The sequence below is a fragment of the Aquamicrobium lusatiense genome (genome assembly GCF_014201615.1).
Lineage (GTDB): Bacteria > Pseudomonadota > Alphaproteobacteria > Rhizobiales > Rhizobiaceae > Mesorhizobium > Mesorhizobium lusatiense.
The window spans coordinates 306,008-323,972 of the sequence record NZ_JACHEU010000003.1 but is presented as its reverse complement, the minus strand read 5'-3'; the positions used below and the strand labels follow the sequence as shown (position 1 = coordinate 323,972).

The 17,965-nt window shown below is 63.6% G+C and carries 13 protein-coding genes and 1 pseudogene; 1 reads left to right on the top strand and 13 read right to left on the bottom strand.

Annotated elements, in window-relative coordinates:
• Positions 1-247 precede the first annotated feature (247 nt).
• From repB to HNR59_RS17010, 13 genes and pseudogenes are all read right to left on the bottom strand, one after another.
• Positions 248-1,336, bottom strand: a complete 1,089-nt coding sequence (gene repB, locus HNR59_RS17070; RefSeq protein ID WP_183832232.1) for a plasmid partitioning protein RepB — start codon at positions 1,334-1,336, stop codon at positions 248-250.
• A gap of 127 nt (positions 1,337-1,463) precedes the next feature.
• Positions 1,464-2,705, bottom strand: coding sequence for a plasmid partitioning protein RepA (gene repA / locus HNR59_RS17065; protein ID WP_183832231.1), 1,242 nt, complete (start codon positions 2,703-2,705; stop codon positions 1,464-1,466).
• Positions 2,706-3,589: 884 nt separating this feature from the next.
• On the bottom strand, positions 3,590-4,561 hold the full coding sequence (locus tag HNR59_RS17060) for a formylglycine-generating enzyme family protein (RefSeq protein ID WP_183832230.1): 972 nt from the start codon (positions 4,559-4,561) through the stop codon (positions 3,590-3,592).
• A gap of 6 nt (positions 4,562-4,567) precedes the next feature.
• Positions 4,568-6,118, bottom strand: coding sequence for a sulfatase family protein (locus tag HNR59_RS17055; RefSeq protein WP_183832229.1), 1,551 nt, complete (start codon positions 6,116-6,118; stop codon positions 4,568-4,570).
• A gap of 318 nt (positions 6,119-6,436) precedes the next feature.
• A pseudogene (locus HNR59_RS17050) lies at positions 6,437-7,486 on the bottom strand (ABC transporter ATP-binding protein); the annotation flags it as partial.
• 15 nt (positions 7,487-7,501) lie between these two features.
• Positions 7,502-8,470, bottom strand: coding sequence for a DUF4432 family protein (locus HNR59_RS17045; protein ID WP_183832227.1), 969 nt, complete (start codon positions 8,468-8,470; stop codon positions 7,502-7,504).
• Positions 8,467-9,996: a sulfatase gene (locus HNR59_RS17040; protein ID WP_183832226.1), complete on the bottom strand. Its 1,530-nt coding sequence runs from the start codon at positions 9,994-9,996 to the stop codon at positions 8,467-8,469. The genes HNR59_RS17045 and HNR59_RS17040 overlap by 4 nt, the downstream gene beginning before the upstream one ends.
• A gap of 10 nt (positions 9,997-10,006) precedes the next feature.
• Positions 10,007-10,834: a carbohydrate ABC transporter permease gene (locus HNR59_RS17035; RefSeq protein WP_183832225.1), complete on the bottom strand. Its 828-nt coding sequence runs from the start codon at positions 10,832-10,834 to the stop codon at positions 10,007-10,009.
• Entirely contained in the window at positions 10,831-11,787 is a 957-nt protein-coding gene (locus tag HNR59_RS20815; RefSeq protein WP_210307396.1) for an ABC transporter permease subunit, read from the bottom strand. The genes HNR59_RS17035 and HNR59_RS20815 overlap by 4 nt, the downstream gene beginning before the upstream one ends.
• Before the next feature lie 114 nt (positions 11,788-11,901).
• Positions 11,902-13,257: an extracellular solute-binding protein gene (locus tag HNR59_RS17025; RefSeq protein ID WP_183832224.1), complete on the bottom strand. Its 1,356-nt coding sequence runs from the start codon at positions 13,255-13,257 to the stop codon at positions 11,902-11,904.
• A gap of 109 nt (positions 13,258-13,366) precedes the next feature.
• Complete coding sequence (locus tag HNR59_RS17020) at positions 13,367-14,917, bottom strand: CehA/McbA family metallohydrolase domain-containing protein (RefSeq protein WP_210307394.1); 1,551 nt, start codon at positions 14,915-14,917, stop codon at positions 13,367-13,369.
• A gap of 358 nt (positions 14,918-15,275) precedes the next feature.
• Positions 15,276-16,487 carry an MFS transporter gene (locus tag HNR59_RS17015; RefSeq protein ID WP_246374781.1) on the bottom strand — a complete coding sequence of 404 codons (1,212 nt, stop codon included), beginning with the start codon at positions 16,485-16,487 and terminating at the stop codon, positions 15,276-15,278.
• A gap of 5 nt (positions 16,488-16,492) precedes the next feature.
• Positions 16,493-16,849 (bottom strand): antibiotic biosynthesis monooxygenase, encoded by a 357-nt coding sequence (locus HNR59_RS17010; RefSeq protein WP_183832223.1) that lies wholly within the window; start codon positions 16,847-16,849, stop codon positions 16,493-16,495.
• 124 nt (positions 16,850-16,973) lie between these two features.
• Between HNR59_RS17010 and HNR59_RS17005 the strand changes: the two genes are divergently transcribed.
• Positions 16,974-17,870 carry a LysR family transcriptional regulator gene (locus HNR59_RS17005; protein ID WP_183832222.1) on the top strand — a complete coding sequence of 299 codons (897 nt, stop codon included), beginning with the start codon at positions 16,974-16,976 and terminating at the stop codon, positions 17,868-17,870.
• The last annotated feature ends 95 nt before the right edge of the window (positions 17,871-17,965 follow it).

The window sequence follows — 17,965 nt, the reverse complement described above, 5'->3', positions numbered from 1 at the left end:
GAAGTGATTCTTTCAGATTGCTACATCGAAAGGGGCTTCCGGGATGGTGACGTTCTGGGGGCCTTTTTTCTTGCCTGCTTCTCCGCTTCTGGTTTCCGTTTTCGGCTCATATGCCGGGAAGGATGCAACCCTGCCGGCAAATCCCTTTTTCTAAGCGCCTTGCGACCGTTCGGGTCGCTTCCTGCGCGTGCAATTCCTGTCCTGCATGTGCCGCCCGAAACCGGATCCCGTTTCCGGACAACATGCCCTAGTCCGCCTTGCCTTCGCTCTGCGCCGCCAGAAACGCGGCATGCAGGCGTGGCAGCTCGTCGGCGACGAAATCGGCAAAGCCGCTGCCGGCGCTGGCCGGAATGGTCAGGCGCGCGGCCTTGCCAGCCACCGCGACCTCGCCCAGCACCCTGCCCTGCGCATCCGCGATCCGGCGGGCTCCGCCCGTAGCACCACCCGGCGCACCACCCGCGGCGCGCCGCTTTGCGGACGCCTGAAGGCGGTCGAACAGCCGCTGGAAGCGCGTGTCGCTGTCGGCCTCACGGAAGGCGTGCAGGGCGATCTCGTCATGCGCCAGCCCGCCCCGGTCGGCCGCCAGCAATTCGCCGAGTTCCATCCAGCGCGGACGCCCGGCCTTCGGCGCGGGGCCGATCGCCTGGACGATGTCCAGCGGCACGTTTTCGGTGACCTGAAGCAGGCGCGTCATTTCCGATTTGTGGACGGAAAGCGCCACCTGCGCCGTCGCCCGGTCAAAGCCATGGTCGAGCAGCGCCTTGGCGAAGAACGCCCGCTCGATGAAGGACAGTGCCCGGCGCTCGGCATTTTCCTTGCCCTGCGCCAGCGCCAGACCGGCATCGTCCAGCGTGCGCACCACGGCGCGCACCGGCAGCCCAAGCTCGCGGGCCGCCTGCGCACGGCGATGGCCATAGGCGATCTGATAGAGGCCACGTGCCGCTTTCTCCGGATCGGGATGAGGACGCACCAGAACCGGCACCTGCTGGCCGTGCTCGGCCATGCTGGCCTTGAGTGCCGCGAAATCCTCGTCATTGCGCGCGCCGTCGCTCAGGCGGTCGAGGAAGGGCGAGCGCTCCAGCAATTGCGGATCGATCTCGACCACGCGTTCGCCGGCGGCCAGCATTTCGCGCAGCCGTCCCGCCTCCTGCGCTTCCTGCGACAGCGAGCCGAGCGTCAGCCCCATGGCCTTGACGGCGGCCGACGTCGCCCGCTTCGGTGCGGCAGCCGGCTCGGGCACCGGCATCGGCGGAATGGCTGCATTGGTAGCATCGACCGAAGCGGCGGGCGCCTCCCCGGACAGCAGCGAGCGCAGTCTGTTCTTGCGTGTATTCATGAGCCGTCACCTCCCTGCCGCGCATCATCGCGGAGATTCGCGAGGTGTGGATAGATGGCGGCCGAATTTAACGGTCGCGAGACTCCGATTCGCGACGCACAGGACAAGTTGACAGCTGTCAACCGGCTCATGGCTTGCGTCCCCATGATTGGATGAGCAGCGCCTCGATCTCGGCATTCACCGCCGTCAGCGCCTCATAGGCGCGGTCATAGGTGGCGCGGTTGAAATTCTCGCGGCCCACTTCGTAGAGCGTCTGCTTGGAAAGCCCCGCATCCGACACCGCCGTCGATTTCAGCATCGGCGCGGTCAGCACCCTGTCCCCGAACTGGGTGCGCAGGAATCCGGAAATCTGCGTCTGCGGGCCATCGTTCGGCTCATAGCGGGTGATGAGATAGCGCAGGAAATCGAAATTCAGCTCGCCGCCCGCCTCACGCACCACAGCCAGCAGATCGGAGGTCATGAACAGGAACTGGCTCATCGAGGCCACGTCGAGCATCTGCGGATGCACGGTGACGATGACGGAAGTGGCCGCGCACAGCGCGCTCAGCGTCAGATAGCCAAGCTGCGGCGGGCAGTCGATGACCACCACGTCGTAATTGGCCTCGACGGTCGAGATCGCCTGCTGGACGCGGGCGAAGAACAGGTCGTGTCCAGCCTCCCCGGCTCGGCCCTGCCCGCGCGCCGCCAGATGCTGCGGCGTCGTGTGCTCGAACTCCTGCAGCTCGAGATTGCCGGGCACCAGATCGAGCCCGTCGAAATAGGTGGGGCGGATGATGCTGGACAGCTCCACCCGCTCCTCGTCATAGCGGATCGCGCCATAGAGCGTGTCGTTCCCGCTGAGATCGAGTTCGGGCTGATAGCCGAACAGAGCCGAGAGCGAAGCTTGAGGATCCAGATCGATGGCCAGCGTGCGATAGCCCTGCAAGGCCAGATACTGCGCCAGATGGGCCGAGGTGGTTGTCTTGCCCGAGCCGCCCTTGAAGTTGGTGATCGCCACCACCTGCAAATGCTCGCCCGGCTGGCGGCGGCGCAGATAATGGCGCGCCTTGGCGCCGCCCTGTCCGGCGAGATGAGCGCGCAGCGCGTTCACATCGGCCAGCGAATAGAGCCTGCGCCCGCCCGCGCCGACCTCGGGGGAGGGGCCCTCGCCTGAAATCGACAATTGCCGCAGATAGCCGTCGGTCACGCCGATCAGCCGCGCCGCCTCGCCGCTGGTGAAGGGGCGCAGCGTCTTCATGGCGCTCGGCGGAAACAGCCTGCCGCGCAGCTTGGCAAGCTCGGCCGACAGCCGCTCGGCATCGGCGGCGATCTGGCGATCGGCCGGCCCCTGCACGACAGCGTGCTGCGCGGTCTGCCCCTCGAGTGTCATATCTGAACCTGCCTGCACAAAAACACACCCTTCCCCTGTCGGGAAACGGCCTTCTCCGACTCACCGGATGGACACAAGTCTACGCGATTACGCTTGAGTTTACAGTGGCCGCCGCAAGTTACGGATAATACCGATATTTACCTGCAATTGCCGTAGATGAGGCTGGGTGAAATACCGATTCCTGTCAAGCAAAAGAGGGTTAACGGAAATTAACCTTTCTGCAACCAATTCCGCATTCCGAATCGGCAAGAGTTGCCAGCTGTCAACTCGATAAAACGCATGTTTCCTGATGGTTGCGGATTCTTTGGCCTCGGAGACGGGCCGAGCGGGAGATAAGAATACCCATGAAGTGGGTTCTGCAAGGTTCCTGATGACATCAGGCACTGCCGATCAGCCACAAACATCGCGCTCATCCGAATCGCGGGGCGCGCCCTCGCACGATAGTGTTGGACGGCTCGCACACCAAACTTGCGTGCGAATCTCCAAGGCGGCGCCAGATGGTTTCAGCTTCTGGCCAGGCGGAGGGGATGGTGTTCCGCTTGTCATGCCGGGTCAGCCTGCCGACGGCCCCGGATCAGACTCAGGATAATGCCCCACGATCCATGAACTGCACCGGCAGCTCATCGCGGCATTCCCCGAGAGGAAAGCCCACGGGCGGCGGCCATCGATAGTGTTGTGGTCACTTCGACGAGGGCGGAGGCACCGGCCCGCGAAAGGGGGCGGACCACGCGGATGTGTTCCCATACCGGTGACAGGTCGAGTTGACACGATGGATGGCCGCGGGGAACCAAAGCATATCGCTCGCAGGTGGGAACCGGTTTCGAGCGATATGCAATAATAGAAAGTCAAAGCGCGGGGTAAAACCGAAAGAATCGCGGCACGCTCTAATCTGCGGAAGCCGCCACATCGTAGACAAGCCGGAAGCCGGCATTGCTGGTGGAGGAGTCGATGGTCAGCGCCGAGCGCGCGGCGATGCGGTAGCGGTGGCAGTAGGAGACGTGGCAGAGGAAGGAGCCGCCCTTCATCACCTTCTCCTGCCCAAGCGCCGCATGCCGGTTGCGGGCCTTCGCCGCTTTGGAGAGTGAACGGACGCGATAGGCATCCTGCGTCCATTCCCACACATTGCCGGCCATGCCGTAAAGCCCGGCACGGTTGGGCTGGAAGGCGCGGACGGGGCTGGTGCCGAGATAGCCGTCGGCCAACGTGTTCCGGTGCGGAAAGACGCCCTGCCAGATGTTGCAGAAGATGGTGGTGTCGTCGGGCTCGTCGTCGCCCCATGGATAGCGCACGTCGCCGAGACCGGCGCGGGCCGCATGTTCCCACTCGGCCTCCGTCGGCAGCCGCCCGCCGCTCCATGCCGCGAAGGCGCTCGCGTCGTTCCACGACACCTGCACGACCGGATGGTCGCCGCGTCCGGCCAGATCGCTGGCGGGGCCTTCCGGCGTCTTCCACGAGGCGCCTTCCACACGCACCCACCAGGGCGTTTCGCCCTCATTGGCGTAATAGCCGGCCCCGTCCGGCAGCAGGCCGATGAACACCGGCGACCAGCCGAAGCGCTCGGCCTCGGTAACGTAGCCGGTCGCAGCCACGAAGGCGGCGAAGCGGTCGTTGGTGACGGTCTCGGTCTCCATCTCGAAGGCATCGAGCCGCACCGGGCGGGCCGGGCCCTCGCCATCTGCGGCGATCAGCGGCCTGTCGGTGCCGATGAAGGAGCGGGCGGCCTCGAAGCGGGCGCGGGGAGGGGCCTCCGCATCGTTCCCCGGAGCAGGGGAGGAAGCATTTATCGGAGAGCCGGCCGCAGCGGGCTTCTCATGCGGCCGCTGCTGCGGGGTGCGGGAGTTCGCGCAGCAGCTCATGCCGGTTCAGCCGCGCCCGAGCTGCGCCCGCACGACGGCGTTGTCATGCTCGGGGCTATCGCCGATCTCCGCCATTTTCGCATCGAGCTTTTCCAGCATCGTCAGGAAGACATCACGGAACGCCGGGTCGCCCGCGCGGTTGTGCAGCTCGAACGGATCGGCCTCGCAATCGAACAGCTCCCATTCGGGCGGCTCGTCGCCGGGATTGGCGCCGGTCTCGCCCAGCGGATCATTGTACCAGTAGATCAGCTTGTAGCGGGCATCGCGCACGCCGTAATGGGCGAAGGCATTGTGGAAATCGTCCTTGTGCATCCAGTAGCGGTGATAGGCGACGTCCTGCCAGTCCGCATCCGCGCGCTGCTCCAGAACAGGCCGCAGGCTGGTGCCCTGCATGTAGGAAGGGGTTCGCACGCCCGCATAGTCGAGGAAGGTGGGGGCGAAATCGACATTCATGGCGATCTGCCGTGACACCGCACCCGGCGCGATGCCCAGCGGATAGCGGATGAGGAACGGCATCTGCAACGATTCCTCATACATGAAGCGCTTGTCGAACCAGCCATGCTCGCCAAGGAAAAATCCCTGATCGGAGGTGTAGATGACGATGGTGTCGTCGGTCAGCCCTTCCGCGTCGAGATAGTCGAGAAGCCGGCCGACATTCTCGTCGATCGCCGCCACCGTCTGCAGATAGCGCATCATGTAGCGCTGGTATTTGAACAGGGCGAGTTGCCGGGGATCGGTGAAGACAAAGTTTTTCCCCGTCGCGGCGTCGATGAGGCGGATTTCCTGACCAGGAGCGATGTCCGGAACCTTGCGGTCCTTGCGGCCGGCAATCAGCAGCTCGCCGGCCTCGGCGCCCGCTTCGGGCTGCACCAGGCCAAGGTCCTTGTAGGTCATGTCGGCGCGGATGCGCATTTTGGCGGCGGCGGCAGCGGCGGCCCGGTTGGCGTAATCGTCGTCGAAGGTTTCCGGCACCGGCAGATCGCCGTCGGCATGGAGATGACGATGGCGCGGATGCGGCTCGAAGGGGCGGTGAGGGGCCTTGTGATGGCACATCATGAAGAACGGCCGCTCAGGATCGCGCCGCTCCAGAAAATCGAGGCACTTGTCGGTCAGCACATCGCTGGCGTAGCCCGGCACCGTTTCCGCGCCATCGGGGCCGATCATCACCGGATCGAAATATTCGCCTTGTCCCGGAAACACCGACCATTCGTCGAAGCCGGTCGGCTGGTGCGCCCTGCCTTCGCCGAGATGCCACTTGCCGAACATCCCGGTCTGGTAGCCCGCCTGGCGCAGATGCTTCGCGACATGCGGCAGGCGGTTGTCGATATGGGTGTCGAGCGTGGTGACGCGGTTCACGTGATTGTAGGTGCCGGTGAGGATCGAGGCGCGGCTCGGCGTGCAGATCGAATTGGTGACATAGCAGCGGTCGAGCCGCATGCCGTCGCGGGCGATGCGGTCGATATTGGGCGTGCTGTTGAGCCCGGACCCATAGCAGGAGATCGCGCGCGCGGCGTGATCGTCCGACATGATGAAAAGGATATTGGGTCGCGTGGTCATGTCACTCTCATATGCGGGCGGCGATGCAGGTGCGGAAGGCGGTCAGCGCGGTTCGCCGCCGCCGCGGGTCCGGGTGGAAGCCGGGCCGCTGCCGCGCATGTAGTGCAGTTCGGGGCGGTAGCCATCGGCGCGGATGCCGACCAGCGAAAGCACGCGCGCCGCCGCACTGCCGAGCCCCGCGCGGGCGCGCGCGCCGGGTTCCTGTCCGGCTTTGCGCCCATGCGGAGAACTGCCGCGCCCGGTGCCCGGTTTTTCGGGGGAGGGGAGGCCGGGGGAGGGGAGGGAAGCGGAGGGCAGGCCGGAGGAAGCCGGCGCGCCGAGCCGCTGGCCCGTCTTCTCGTCGAAGAAATGCAGCCGCGCGGGATCGGGCATGATGCGCACCTTGTCCCCGGGCCCGATGGCGACGCGCTCGCGGCCGAGATAGTTGATGCGCTGGCCGTCTATATCGAGGAGCAGATAGGTTTCCGATCCGGTCTGCTCGACCACGGTGACGGTGGCCTCGACACCGGCCGGATCGAGCAGCAGATGCTCGGGGCGGATGCCCAGCACCACGCCATCCAGCATGCTGTCGACACCGGCATCCTTAGCCGGCGCAATGATGTTGCCGGGGCCGTGAAACTGGCCGTCCTCGATCCAGCCCTTGATGAAGTTCATGGCCGGCGAGCCGATGAAACCGGCGACGAACATGTTCTGCGGATGGTCGTAGAGATCGAGCGGGGCGCCGATCTGCTCGACATGCCCGTCGCGCATCACGACGATCTTGTCGGCCATGGTCATGGCCTCGACCTGATCGTGCGTCACATAGACCGTGGTGGTGCGCAGGCGCTGGTGCAGCGCCTTGATCTCGGCGCGCATCTGCACCCGGAGCTTGGCGTCGAGGTTGGAAAGCGGCTCGTCGAACAGGAAAACCTGCGGGTCGCGCACGATGGCGCGGCCCATGGCCACGCGCTGGCGCTGGCCGCCGGAGAGCTGGCGCGGATAGCGGTCGAGCAGGGCCGACAGGTCGAGGATCGCGGCTGCCGCCGCCACGCGCTCGTCGATCTCCTTCTGCGGCCTGCCGGCCAGCTTCAGCGAAAAGCCCATGTTGCGGGCCACCGTCATGTGCGGATAGAGCGCATAGTTCTGGAACACCATGGCCACGTCCCGCTGCTTGGGCGGCACGTTGTTGACCAGCCGGTCATCGATGCGGATCTCGCCCTGCGCGATGTCCTCCAGCCCGGCGATCATCCGCAGAAGCGTGGACTTGCCGCAGCCGGACGGGCCGACAAGCGCCACGAACTCGCCATCGGCGACATCGACATCGATGCCGCGCAGCACCTGCACCGTACCGTAGGCTTTGCGCACGTCGCGCAGATTGACCTCAGCCATGATCGTTTTCCCTGTTCATGTCGCGCCAGCCGTTCCAACTTCGACCGACACGGAAAAAGCAGACGTTTCACCGGGCGCCAGCAGCGGCGCATCGGCATTCGAGCCATCCTCGTTGCGCCCCACATTGCAGGGCTCCACCGACAGCACGCCGCTGCGCGGCATCAGGTTGCGCCACAATTGCAGGTGGGGCAGGCGCGCGGCATCCCAGCCAAAGCGCAGTTGCGGGCTGCCCGCGCCGGCATCGACGCTGCACACGGCATGCCCCGCGCCGCGAAGAGGGTGCAGGCTGGCCGGAACCGGGCCTTCCTCCGGCATGGCCAGCGGCCCGATCAGGCGCTCGCCATCCAGTTCGACCACGGTTCCCGGCGCGACGGCCGGATAGCCCAGATTGAAATGATAGAGCAGATAAAGCGGCAGCGGCCCGGGGCCGATATTTTCGATGCGGTCGATGATGCGCAGCTTTGCGCCGCCGATCGGCGCTTCGATGCGGCGCTTCAGGCGATAGGCGTACGCGCCATTGCGCCACTGCACCACCTCGCCCTCGCAGAACAGCACCGGCTCATCCGCCTCCCAGTCCTCGCCATAGGCGGTGAGGCGCGCGGGCGAATAGGGCAGGCGCCCATGCAGCGGGTTTCCGTTGGCCGGCTGACGGATATGCTCCAGCCCGCAGGTGACGAGAAAACCGCCAAAGGCGCGGTCGAAACCACGGCCGCCATCGGCTTCCGGTCCGGATGGCGGGCCGAAACCGGCCGGGCTCTGCCAGCCGAGCTGAACGCCACGGAAGGACAGCGTGGCGATGTCGAGCGAGCGGTCCGCCGCCACCCAGAAATCGAGCCCGCCGCCGGTGGAGAAGGCCAGCATGCGCCCGCCGCGCCCCGGCCCGTCGTCGAGCACGATGCGGCGCACGGAGGCGATCTGCGACAGATCCGCAGTCAGGCTGCGCAGGGAGGCCGCATCGCCGAATTTGCCGTCCCGGCCGGTCATGTCACACCCGCCGGTATGTCGAGGCCGAGCCGGGTGAAGGCTTCGGGCGGCGCGCCATTGGCCTGCATCAGCCCGCTCATCAGCTCGGTCATCGCCGTTTCCAGCTTCGGATCGTCCAGCGGCGCATCCTGCCCCGGATCGGTGGCGAGATCGTAGAGCCGCGTTTCCGATTCCAGCAGGCTGCCCGGCCCGTAATTGTTGTACATGGGCGAGCGGTCGATGACCGGCACTTTCAGCAGCGATGCGCCCTTGGTGAAGGACAGCGGCGGCGACAGCTCGATGTCGGCCAGCTCGGCCGGCGTGAACGGCGAGAAGATGTGCGTCGGCACCAGCGTGTACTGGTAGAGCGCCTGCTTCGACAGGTCCTCGGGAAAGCGGTGATAGGTGTGCTGGCCGTCCGTGACGTTCACCGCGCCGCCGAAATAGCCGAACAGCGCGCCCTTGCGCCGCTCGGTGCCATCGGCCATGCCGGACAGCGAAAAGCCTTCGTTTTCCGGCGGCGGCTCGGCCCCGAACAGGTCGAGGAAGGTGGCGGCGATGTCGATCGACTGGGTGAGCGCGCCTGAGCGCGTGCCGGCGCGCTCGGGGTGGCGCGGGTCGTGCAGGAACAGCGGGATATGCGCGACCTCCTCATAGAGGTTCATGCGGTTCTTGGCCCAGAAATCATGCTCGCCAAGCAGGAAGCCGTGGTCGGAGGTGACGACGAGTGCTGTATCCTTCCACAGATCGTGCTCGTCGAAATAGTCGAGCAGCTGACCGAGCAGATGATCGCACATGGAAACCACGGCGTAATAATTGGCGCGCAGTTCCTCGCACTCCTCCGGCAGCTCGTCGACGCGGCCATAGCGCGGCCAGTCGCGGACCGGGCCTTTCCAGCCGGTGTCGAACGGGGCCTTGAAGCGTTCCGGCGCGGTGAAGGGCTCGTGCGGGTCGAAGGTCTCGATCTGGAGGAACCAGTTGTCGGCATCGCGGTTGCGGTCGAGGAACTCGAAGCCTTCCGCGAAGCAGCGCACCGAGGGGAAATCCTTTTCCTCGCGGATGAACTCGCGGTTGACCATGTTCTGGCGAAAATAGGAGCGCGGCTCCTCGCTGAACTGGCGCGCGTGATAGGTCTCGCGCAGCCGCTCCCAGTGCGGCTGGACCATCGCCTTCCAGCGGTCGCCTTCCTGCCCGCGCACGAATTCGTAGGAATCGTAGCGGTTGTGATAGGTCGCGCCGCCATCTTCCCAGTAGTGGAAATGGTCGGTGATCAGGTGGCTGTAGGTTTTCTTCTGCCGGCTCAGTATCTCGGGAAAGGCGTTGTCGAACGGCTCCAGCGGCCCCCAGCTGCGGTGCAGGAAGGTCAGGCGCCCGGTCAGCATGTCCCGCCGTGCCGGCATGCAGGGCAGGGAGCCGACATAATGCCGGTCGAAGGTTGTGGAGCGCGCCGCCAGCCGGTCGAAATTCGGCGTCGGAATGCGCGTGCCGCCATAGGCGCCCAGCATGTGGCGGTTCAGCGAATCGAGCAGGACGAAGACGGCCTTCATGGCAGCTTTCCTATTTCACCGCGCCCTGCGTCAGGCCACGCACGATATAGCGCTGGGCGATCAGCAGCACGACAAGGGCAGGCAGCATGGCAAGGGCAGCGCTTGCCGCCATCTGCGTGTACTGGATTTCATAATCCTGGGCGAACTTGGCGATGGCGACCGGCACCGTCGCCGTCTGCTTCATGGTCATGGTGAGCGCCACGGCGAACTCGTTCCACGACGAGATGAAGGTGAGGATCGAGGTGGCGGCAAGGCCGGGCGTGATCAGCGGCAGCACCACATGCCACAGGACGCGCGGCGTGGAAGCCCCGTCCATCACCGCCGCTTCCTCAAGCTCCTTCGGCACCTCGCGGATGAACACCGCCATCAGCCAGATGGCGATCGGCAGGTTGAGCGTGGCATGGGCGAGGATGAGGCCGGTGAAGGTGTTTTCCAACCCCACGGCGCGCGCCATGGTGAACCAGGCGCTGGCCAGCGCCACCGGCGGGATCATGTGGAAGATCATCGTCCAGGCAAGGAAGATGTGAACCACCCAGCCCGGCCATTTCAGCCGGTTCAGCGAGAAGGCGGCGAGCGTCGCCACCACCACGCACAACAGGGTGCTGAGCACGCCCACGATGATGGAGTTGCGGTAGTTGAGCAGGAAATCCGAGGTCTTCGACCACAGCACCTCGTTGAAATTGTTCCAGATCGGCGTGAACGTCATGTGGCCCATGAGCAGCGAGATCTGGGTGCGGAAGCCGGCACCCACCGTCCACACGATGGGCGCGATGACGACCAGCGCGCACAGCACAAGCGCCAGATGCAGCATGAGCGAGGAAGAGAAAGGGCGCCTCATGACTGTCTTCCCGCGCCGCGACGAGCCGAAATCGCGATCACCAGCAGGATCGAGACGATGAAGATGATGGCCACCGACATGGCCGAGCCGTAGCCGGCCTTGTCCTCGGTGAAGAAGCGCTGGTAGAGCGTGAAGCTCAGCACCTCGGTGGACGTGCCGGGGCCGCCGCCGGTGAGCAGATAGACCTCGTCGAACACCTTGAAGGCGACGATCAGGCGGAAGGCGAAGGTGACGATGATGGTCGGCACCATCAGCGGCAGGGTGATGTGGACCAGTTCCTGCCAGGCGCTGGCACCATCCATTTTGGAGGCCTCGAACACGTCCTGCGGCAGGGATTCAAGTCCCGCGAGGAACAGCAGGAAGCAGAACGGGGTCCAGTGCCAGATGTCGACCACGATGACGGAGAACAGCGCCGTCTCGGGGCTGCCCAGCCAGTCATGCGGCATGAAGCCGAACAGGCCAAGCAGCTTGTTGACGAGGCCGAAATCGAAATTCAGCATCAGCTTCCAGATGGCGCCGATGACGATGCCGGGAATGAGCAGCGGCAGGATGAAGATCGCCCGGTAGAGCACCCGGCCGCGCACGATGCGCGAGACCATCAGCGCCATGGCGAAGGCCAGCACCATCTGCCCGGCCACGGCGGCCAGCGCGAAGATGACGGTGTTGCGCAGACCCGCCGCGAACAGATTGTCGGAGAACAGCGCCTTGTAATGGGCAAGGCCGGCAAAGCTGCGCGTCGCCTGCCCGTCAGCCCATGAAATGTCCTGAAAGGACGTGATCACCAGGTTGACGATGGGCAAAACGCTGAGCGCCAGCATCATGGCCAGGGCAGGCGTGAACGAAATCCAGCGCCACAGGTGCTGATCGCCCTGCGCAACGGCGCCGGTGCCTGCAGGAGCGGGGGCGGCGTTGGCCGGGCTCGGCCGCTGCGCGGTCGCTTGGCTCGTCGTCACCGGTGGTACCTCCGGGTTTGGGTCGCTTCCCCGCCGCGGCGGGTCGCGATCCTGCTCATCGTCTGGATACGCAGACGACGGGCCGGTATCGGGCCCGCCGCCTCCGCAATGATCTTACAGCGGGCTGATCTGCCCGGTGCGGTAATTGTAGCCGGCCATGATCTTCTCGATCTCGCCCGCCATGCCGTTGAGCGCCTCGACGCTGCCGATCTCGCCCGCGACCGCGCGGTTGAGGCCAAGCTCCAGAACCGCGATCACCTCGCTGGCCTGCGGGAACTGGTAGGAGTTGACCGCATGCGGCAGGGCCTCGGCAAGCGGCTTCATCCAGCGATACTGCCGCTCCTCGGCGATCGGCTCCTTGTAGACGGCCGCGTTGACGGGAATGCCACCGGCCTTTGCGGTCTCAAGCTGGGCTGCCTTGGTCTGGAACCAGCGCAGGAACTCGACGGCGGCGCGCTTGCGGTCGTCGGGAACGTTGCGCGAAATGCCGGCCAGCCAGTGGCCGAGCGCGGGTGCGGTGGGCAGGCCGGGCGCCGAGGGCGGCACCGCATATTCGACCTTGTCGACCACGGCCGACTTGTCGGGATCGTCCATCTGCGAGGCGGCCGAAATGACCATCATCACATGGCCCGCCGTGCCGGTGACCATCGCCTGGATGACGTTGGCCTGATCGTTGGCGGCGGTCTTGGGATGGCCGGCTTCCTTGGCGAGGCGGATATAGTAATCCAGCGCCGTGCGGCCTTCCTCCGAGTTCAGCGTGACGGTGAAGTCGCCTTCCGACTGGTTGCGGAAGATGTTGCCGCCGAAGCCGTAGAGATAGGGATAGAAATCGTAGGACACGGTTGCCGGGCCGCGCGCGCCGCGCTGGACGATGCCATACATGGACGGCGGATTGTGCAGCTTCTTCGCGTTGGCTTCCAGCGCGTCGAAGGTCTTCGGCACTTCGAGGCCGGCCTCCTTGTAGAGGTCGCCGCGATAATAGAGCATCGGGATCAGCGGCGACACCGGGATCGACATCAGCTTGCCGTCGCTGGTCAGCGATTTCTTCTCGGCGTTGTAATAGATGGTGTCGTTGAGCGTGTAGAGATCGGGATCGAGCTGGAAACCCGGATCGATGTCGGTGATGGAATCGACAAAGCCGCCGCCATACATTTCCGTGAACCAGCCCGAATTCATGATCAGAATGTCGTACTGGCCCTGGCTGGCGCGCACGGAATTGCGCTGCTTCTCCAGCGAACCGGCGAAGGGATTGACGTCCAGCTCCACCTTGTTGCCGGTTTCGGCCTCATAGGCCTCGACCGTCCTGCGGAATGAATCGAACCACGGCGACTGGTTGATGACGATGGTGATCGGCGCCACGCTCGCGGCATAGAGCGGGCGTGACGACAGCGGGGCCAGAACGCTGCCGAGGCCGGCCGCGCCTATTCCCTTGAGCAATGTGCGTCTTGGAATGCGGATGTTCGTGGTCACTTTAATACTCCCGGTTTGCGCCACCAATTTATGACCCGGTTTCCGGGTCGTCATGCAAAGGGCGATCTGGCTGACCTCTCTTTATTGGATGTCTTTGCCTCTATCGCCCTCATTCGCAGAAAATAGGGCTTGCCCAGTTCCACTGTCCGTTTGCCTGCCGCATGCGGGCATAAATCCATTCGCCGCGCCTGAGCGGCTCGATGGCGACCGTGCCGCGCCACTGCCACTGATGCGGGCGCGGAAGCGGGTGCAGCCGGAAGGCGGGGCTGTCGATCGGCCCCAGATTTCTCGACAGCGCGCCCTGCAAAAGACGCTCCGCGCTCGCTTCAAAAACCTGCCCGTCAAGCGTGAGCCGCACCTTCGCCTCCGGCCGGATGCGGATGCGCGCGGCGATCGCCTGCGTGGCGGAGGTGAAATTGTTGGGATTGCCCATGGAGCGCAGCGAAAACGCGATGCGGTTGCCCTCCAGCCCGATGTGGGTGCGGTCCTCTTCGTCGCCATCGCCTTCCAGCGGCGACACCACTTCCGAACCGCGCAGCCGCGGCTCGACCGACAGGATCTCGCCGCCGCTCAGCTCCAGCGTGCCGGTCCAGTCATGGAAGGAGCCGCGCGCGCCCCAGCCAAGCTCCAGAACCAGCAGCGTTTCCATGTCGTCACCCTCCGCCTCGATAGGGGAGGGAGAAAGCTCGGGCGTGATGCGCGAGACCAGATCGCCATTGCGGATAATATCGATGCTGTCGATAAAACTGCCGCCGACGGCTTCCAGCTCCAGTTCCGCCGGCCCGCCGGCGGCGATCTGCCCGCCCTGCACCGTGTCGCCGATGGCGAAGAACAGATGACTGCAATCGCCGGTCAGCGCATTGGTGCGCCGCTGGTGAATGCCTTCCCACAGGCTTGCATGGGTGTTTTCGGCTGCATAGACGGCCGAGCGGCCATGGCCGTAGGAACCAGGATAGCCGCTGTGATGATCGGTATTGCCGAGGAAACCGAAGCGATGGCCAAGCGACAGGCCGTGGCGCGCGGTCGAGAACCCGTCGCTCGGGCCCATGGAGTGCAGGAAGGGACGGTCCATCATCGAGGTTTCGGAGCAGCCATGCATGGAGACGATCTCCATGACCGGCGACAGCTCCGCCACAACCGTATCCCAGTTCACGCCGCGTGCGCCGAGCCGATAGCCGATGTGATGGGGGAAGGCGAAAGCCCCGTCGCCCACCTCGGCGCGCAGCTTTGCGTGCAGCTCGGCCGGCGTCTCGGCCTCGATCAGCGGCTGGCCGGCAATGTCGCGATAGACGATGGTGTAATCGCCATGGGCGAAGGAATGTATCTCGTAGCCGGGAAATACAGTGAATACGCCCGGCTCGTCAGCCGCCGCGAGCTGGTCGAAGTGACCGGCCCACAAGGTTTGCAACCGCGCGAACCCTTTGACGTGGAAATCGACGATATGGGCGACGCGCGGATCATCGACCGGCATGTCGGGCCAGTAGGCGTGGCCGGTGACGGAAACGAAATCGAGCTGCCGGCGCGCCCGGCGCAGCGCCTCATCCAGCGAGCCGTGACCATAGGAAATGCCGCAATGATTATGGATGTCGCCATACCACGGCCGCAAGCCGAACCGCGTGGCCAGCGGCGACAGTCTTTCCGGCAGGCGTTCACCGATCATGCATTCCTCCGCCTTCACCCCGAAGCCTCCCCCGGCTGTCAGGCCCGGCCCGGGCAATGCCCGACCGGATGAAGTTCAATATGTATTGTAGCGTATCATACATATTGACGAGCGCAAGCATGGAATCGCAGGGAGCGGCGTTTGTGCACAGAGGGGAAGGGAAGAAGTTGTATCGGAGAGGGTATTTCGGATGCCCAAAAGGCATCCGGGCTGAGCTTACCGCTCAATGTCTGCCACGCCGTGGCGAAACCGATGTCGACAATCGGTGGGAAGCCAAAAGGCTGCTTTTGGAGAGCAGCCTTCCAGAGCGGGCCTCAACTGGCCGATGGCTGTAGCTGACTCCGGCCCGAAGCAGATATCACGAAGCTTGGTGGTTTGGCGGGAACGCACTGTCTTTTGCCGAGAAAGCGATCCCATAGGCGAGCAACAACAGTACCAGAACAGACCAGGGGAGCCAGCCGATACCGGCGTGTTCGAGCAACAGGCCACCGACGATGCCCCCACCTGCAATCGCCAAGTTCCAGACTGTAACGATCATGGACTGCGCTACATCCGAAGCTTGCCCAGAGGTGTTCGCGGCTGCTGTCTGAAACAGGGTGGCAGCGCCTCCGAATGCCATTCCCCACATGCCTGTTGCCAGCCAGAACAGCTCCGGCACCTTGCCCCCGATGCCAAGAATGAACGCGGCCGCTGCGAACAGCATGATATTTGTGAGCACCAGCGCTCGCAGCCTTCGGCCGACCAGATAACCGACGACACCGATCCCTGCGATTGCCGTCAGGCCGAACATCAGCAAAACGAAGTCGAGTTTTCGGTCTAACCCCGCAGGAACCACAAGTGGAGCGATATAGGTATAAAGGATGTTGTGGGCCAGCACGAATAGCAGGGTAACCATCAGCACCGATTTGATTCCACGGATTGCCAAAGTGCCCCTGATGGAAGACCGACCCCTGATCGTCGTGCCCGGATAGCCGGGCACCTCTGCCCTTACCCAAACTATCAGGACCATAGTGAGCGCGGTCATCATCAAAAATGTACTTCGCCACCCGATGATGGACCCTGTCAGCGTTCCTGCGGGAATACCCAGCGACAGCGCCAGCGGTGTACCTACCATCGCAACCGCGATGGCGCGCCCTCTTTGCTGATCCGGGACCATTCGAGCTGCATATCCGGCGATCATCGCCCACAGAAGCCCCGCGCAAACCCCGGCAAAGAAACGTGCCAAAAGCATGATACCGAAGCTCTCAGTGATCGCCGTTATCGTGTTGACCACCGCGAAACCCGCGATGGCGCAAAGGAGAAGCGGCTTGCGGGGAAAATGCTGAGTAGCAGCGGTCAGCGGAATGGCCGCCACCAGTGAGCCGATGGCGTAAACCGTAACGAGCTGGCCGATAACGGAGGGGCTGACGCCCAGCTCCGTGCTCATTTGCGGGAGAAGCCCTGCCGGCAGGGCTTCTGTCAGGATGGTGATGAAACCAGCCATGGCAAGGGCAAGCAGGGCCGACATCGGCAGTCGGGCATCGTCCGGCTTTTCGCCCGCTTTGCAGTTGTCCGGGATCGAACAGGACATAGTGTTCAACCCGTCTGTCCGAGTTTGGGCAGAATCAGATCGCCGACGCCATATGTATGGAATTCGCTGGTTGAGACACTGTCCAGCTTGCGGAATTTTTCAACAAAAACCGGGTCGGAGAAGAATTCGTCTACGTTGCCCGCATCCTGAATTGCTTCAATGTTGACCACGGTCAGCCCGTCGGTGCTCTTGGCGAGATTGCTCCAGAGAAACCCCGGCTTTCTCTCCGCCACGTAATGGACCACGTCCTGAATGATTTGAAACGCTTCGTCCTGCTTGCCCGGATGGGCATGAATGACGTTCACAATAAAAATGGTCGGCTCCGGAGAAGCGGCAAATCCGGCGGAGAACTTCGTATCCATGTTTCTTCCTCTGATCAAAATCGGCATTGGCTGCCGTGTCAGACTGGATATGGACTGCGAGATAAGCGATAAATAGTCTTGTATTCCAATAAGTACGGAATTTTATTCCTTAATAGAGATCGACATGGACAAGCTTGGTACGCTGGGTATTTTCGTTCAGGCTGCAGAAGGCGGCAGCTTTGTCGCAGCCTCTCAACGATTGGGCCTCTCCAGCTCGGCGGTTGGTAAGGCAATTGCGCGTCTTGAGCAGGAGATGGGAGTACGTCTTTTCCATCGCTCGACTCGCAGTATGACGCTGACGGAGGAAGGCAGCTTCTTTCTCGATACGTGTCGGCGCATTCTGGCTGAACTGGATGCAGCACAGGCACAGCTTTCAAGATCCCACAGCAAGCCTCATGGCCTGTTGCGCGTGAGTTTTCCGCTGACGGGAATGCTGCTGATGCCAGCGATATCGGCGTTCATGAAAGCTTATCCCGAAATCACGCTGGACCTTGATTTTACCGACCGCCTTGTTGACGTGATCGAAGAAGGTTTCGATGCCGTTGTCCGCACCGGTGACTTGCGTGACACCCGGCTAATGAGCCGCAAACTTGGCTCCTTCAGGCACCGGATAGTTGCCTCGCCTGATTATCTGAAGGTAGAGGGTATGCCGCTGGTGCCAGAAGACCTGCCGAGTCATCGCTGCATGCATCACCGATATGCCAACTCGGGCAAACTGGAGCCGTGGCCGCTGGCAAGAGACGGCAAAGACCTGCGTATCACGCTACCAACGACGACGGTGGCCAGCACGCTCGAACCGCTCATCCACCTTGCCGAAAACGGTTTTGGCATAACATGCTTGCCGCATTTTGCGGTGGCTCAACAAATGGCAGAGGGCAAACTGGTCTCGATACTCGAAGGCTTCACGGCAGAAGCGGGTGTCTTCCGTGTTCTTTGGCCTACGAGCCGTTATCTATCGCCAAAAATTCGCGTGTTTGTGGACTTCATGGCTGAAAATTTGTTCACGGCGGAGAGGGAGTAGGTCATCCAAAGGGCGCGAAATCTGACTGAACTTCCAATGCCGCAACATCTCCTGCTGGTTGCGATGCCGCCATCATCCGTGGCGGTTCGGGCGTC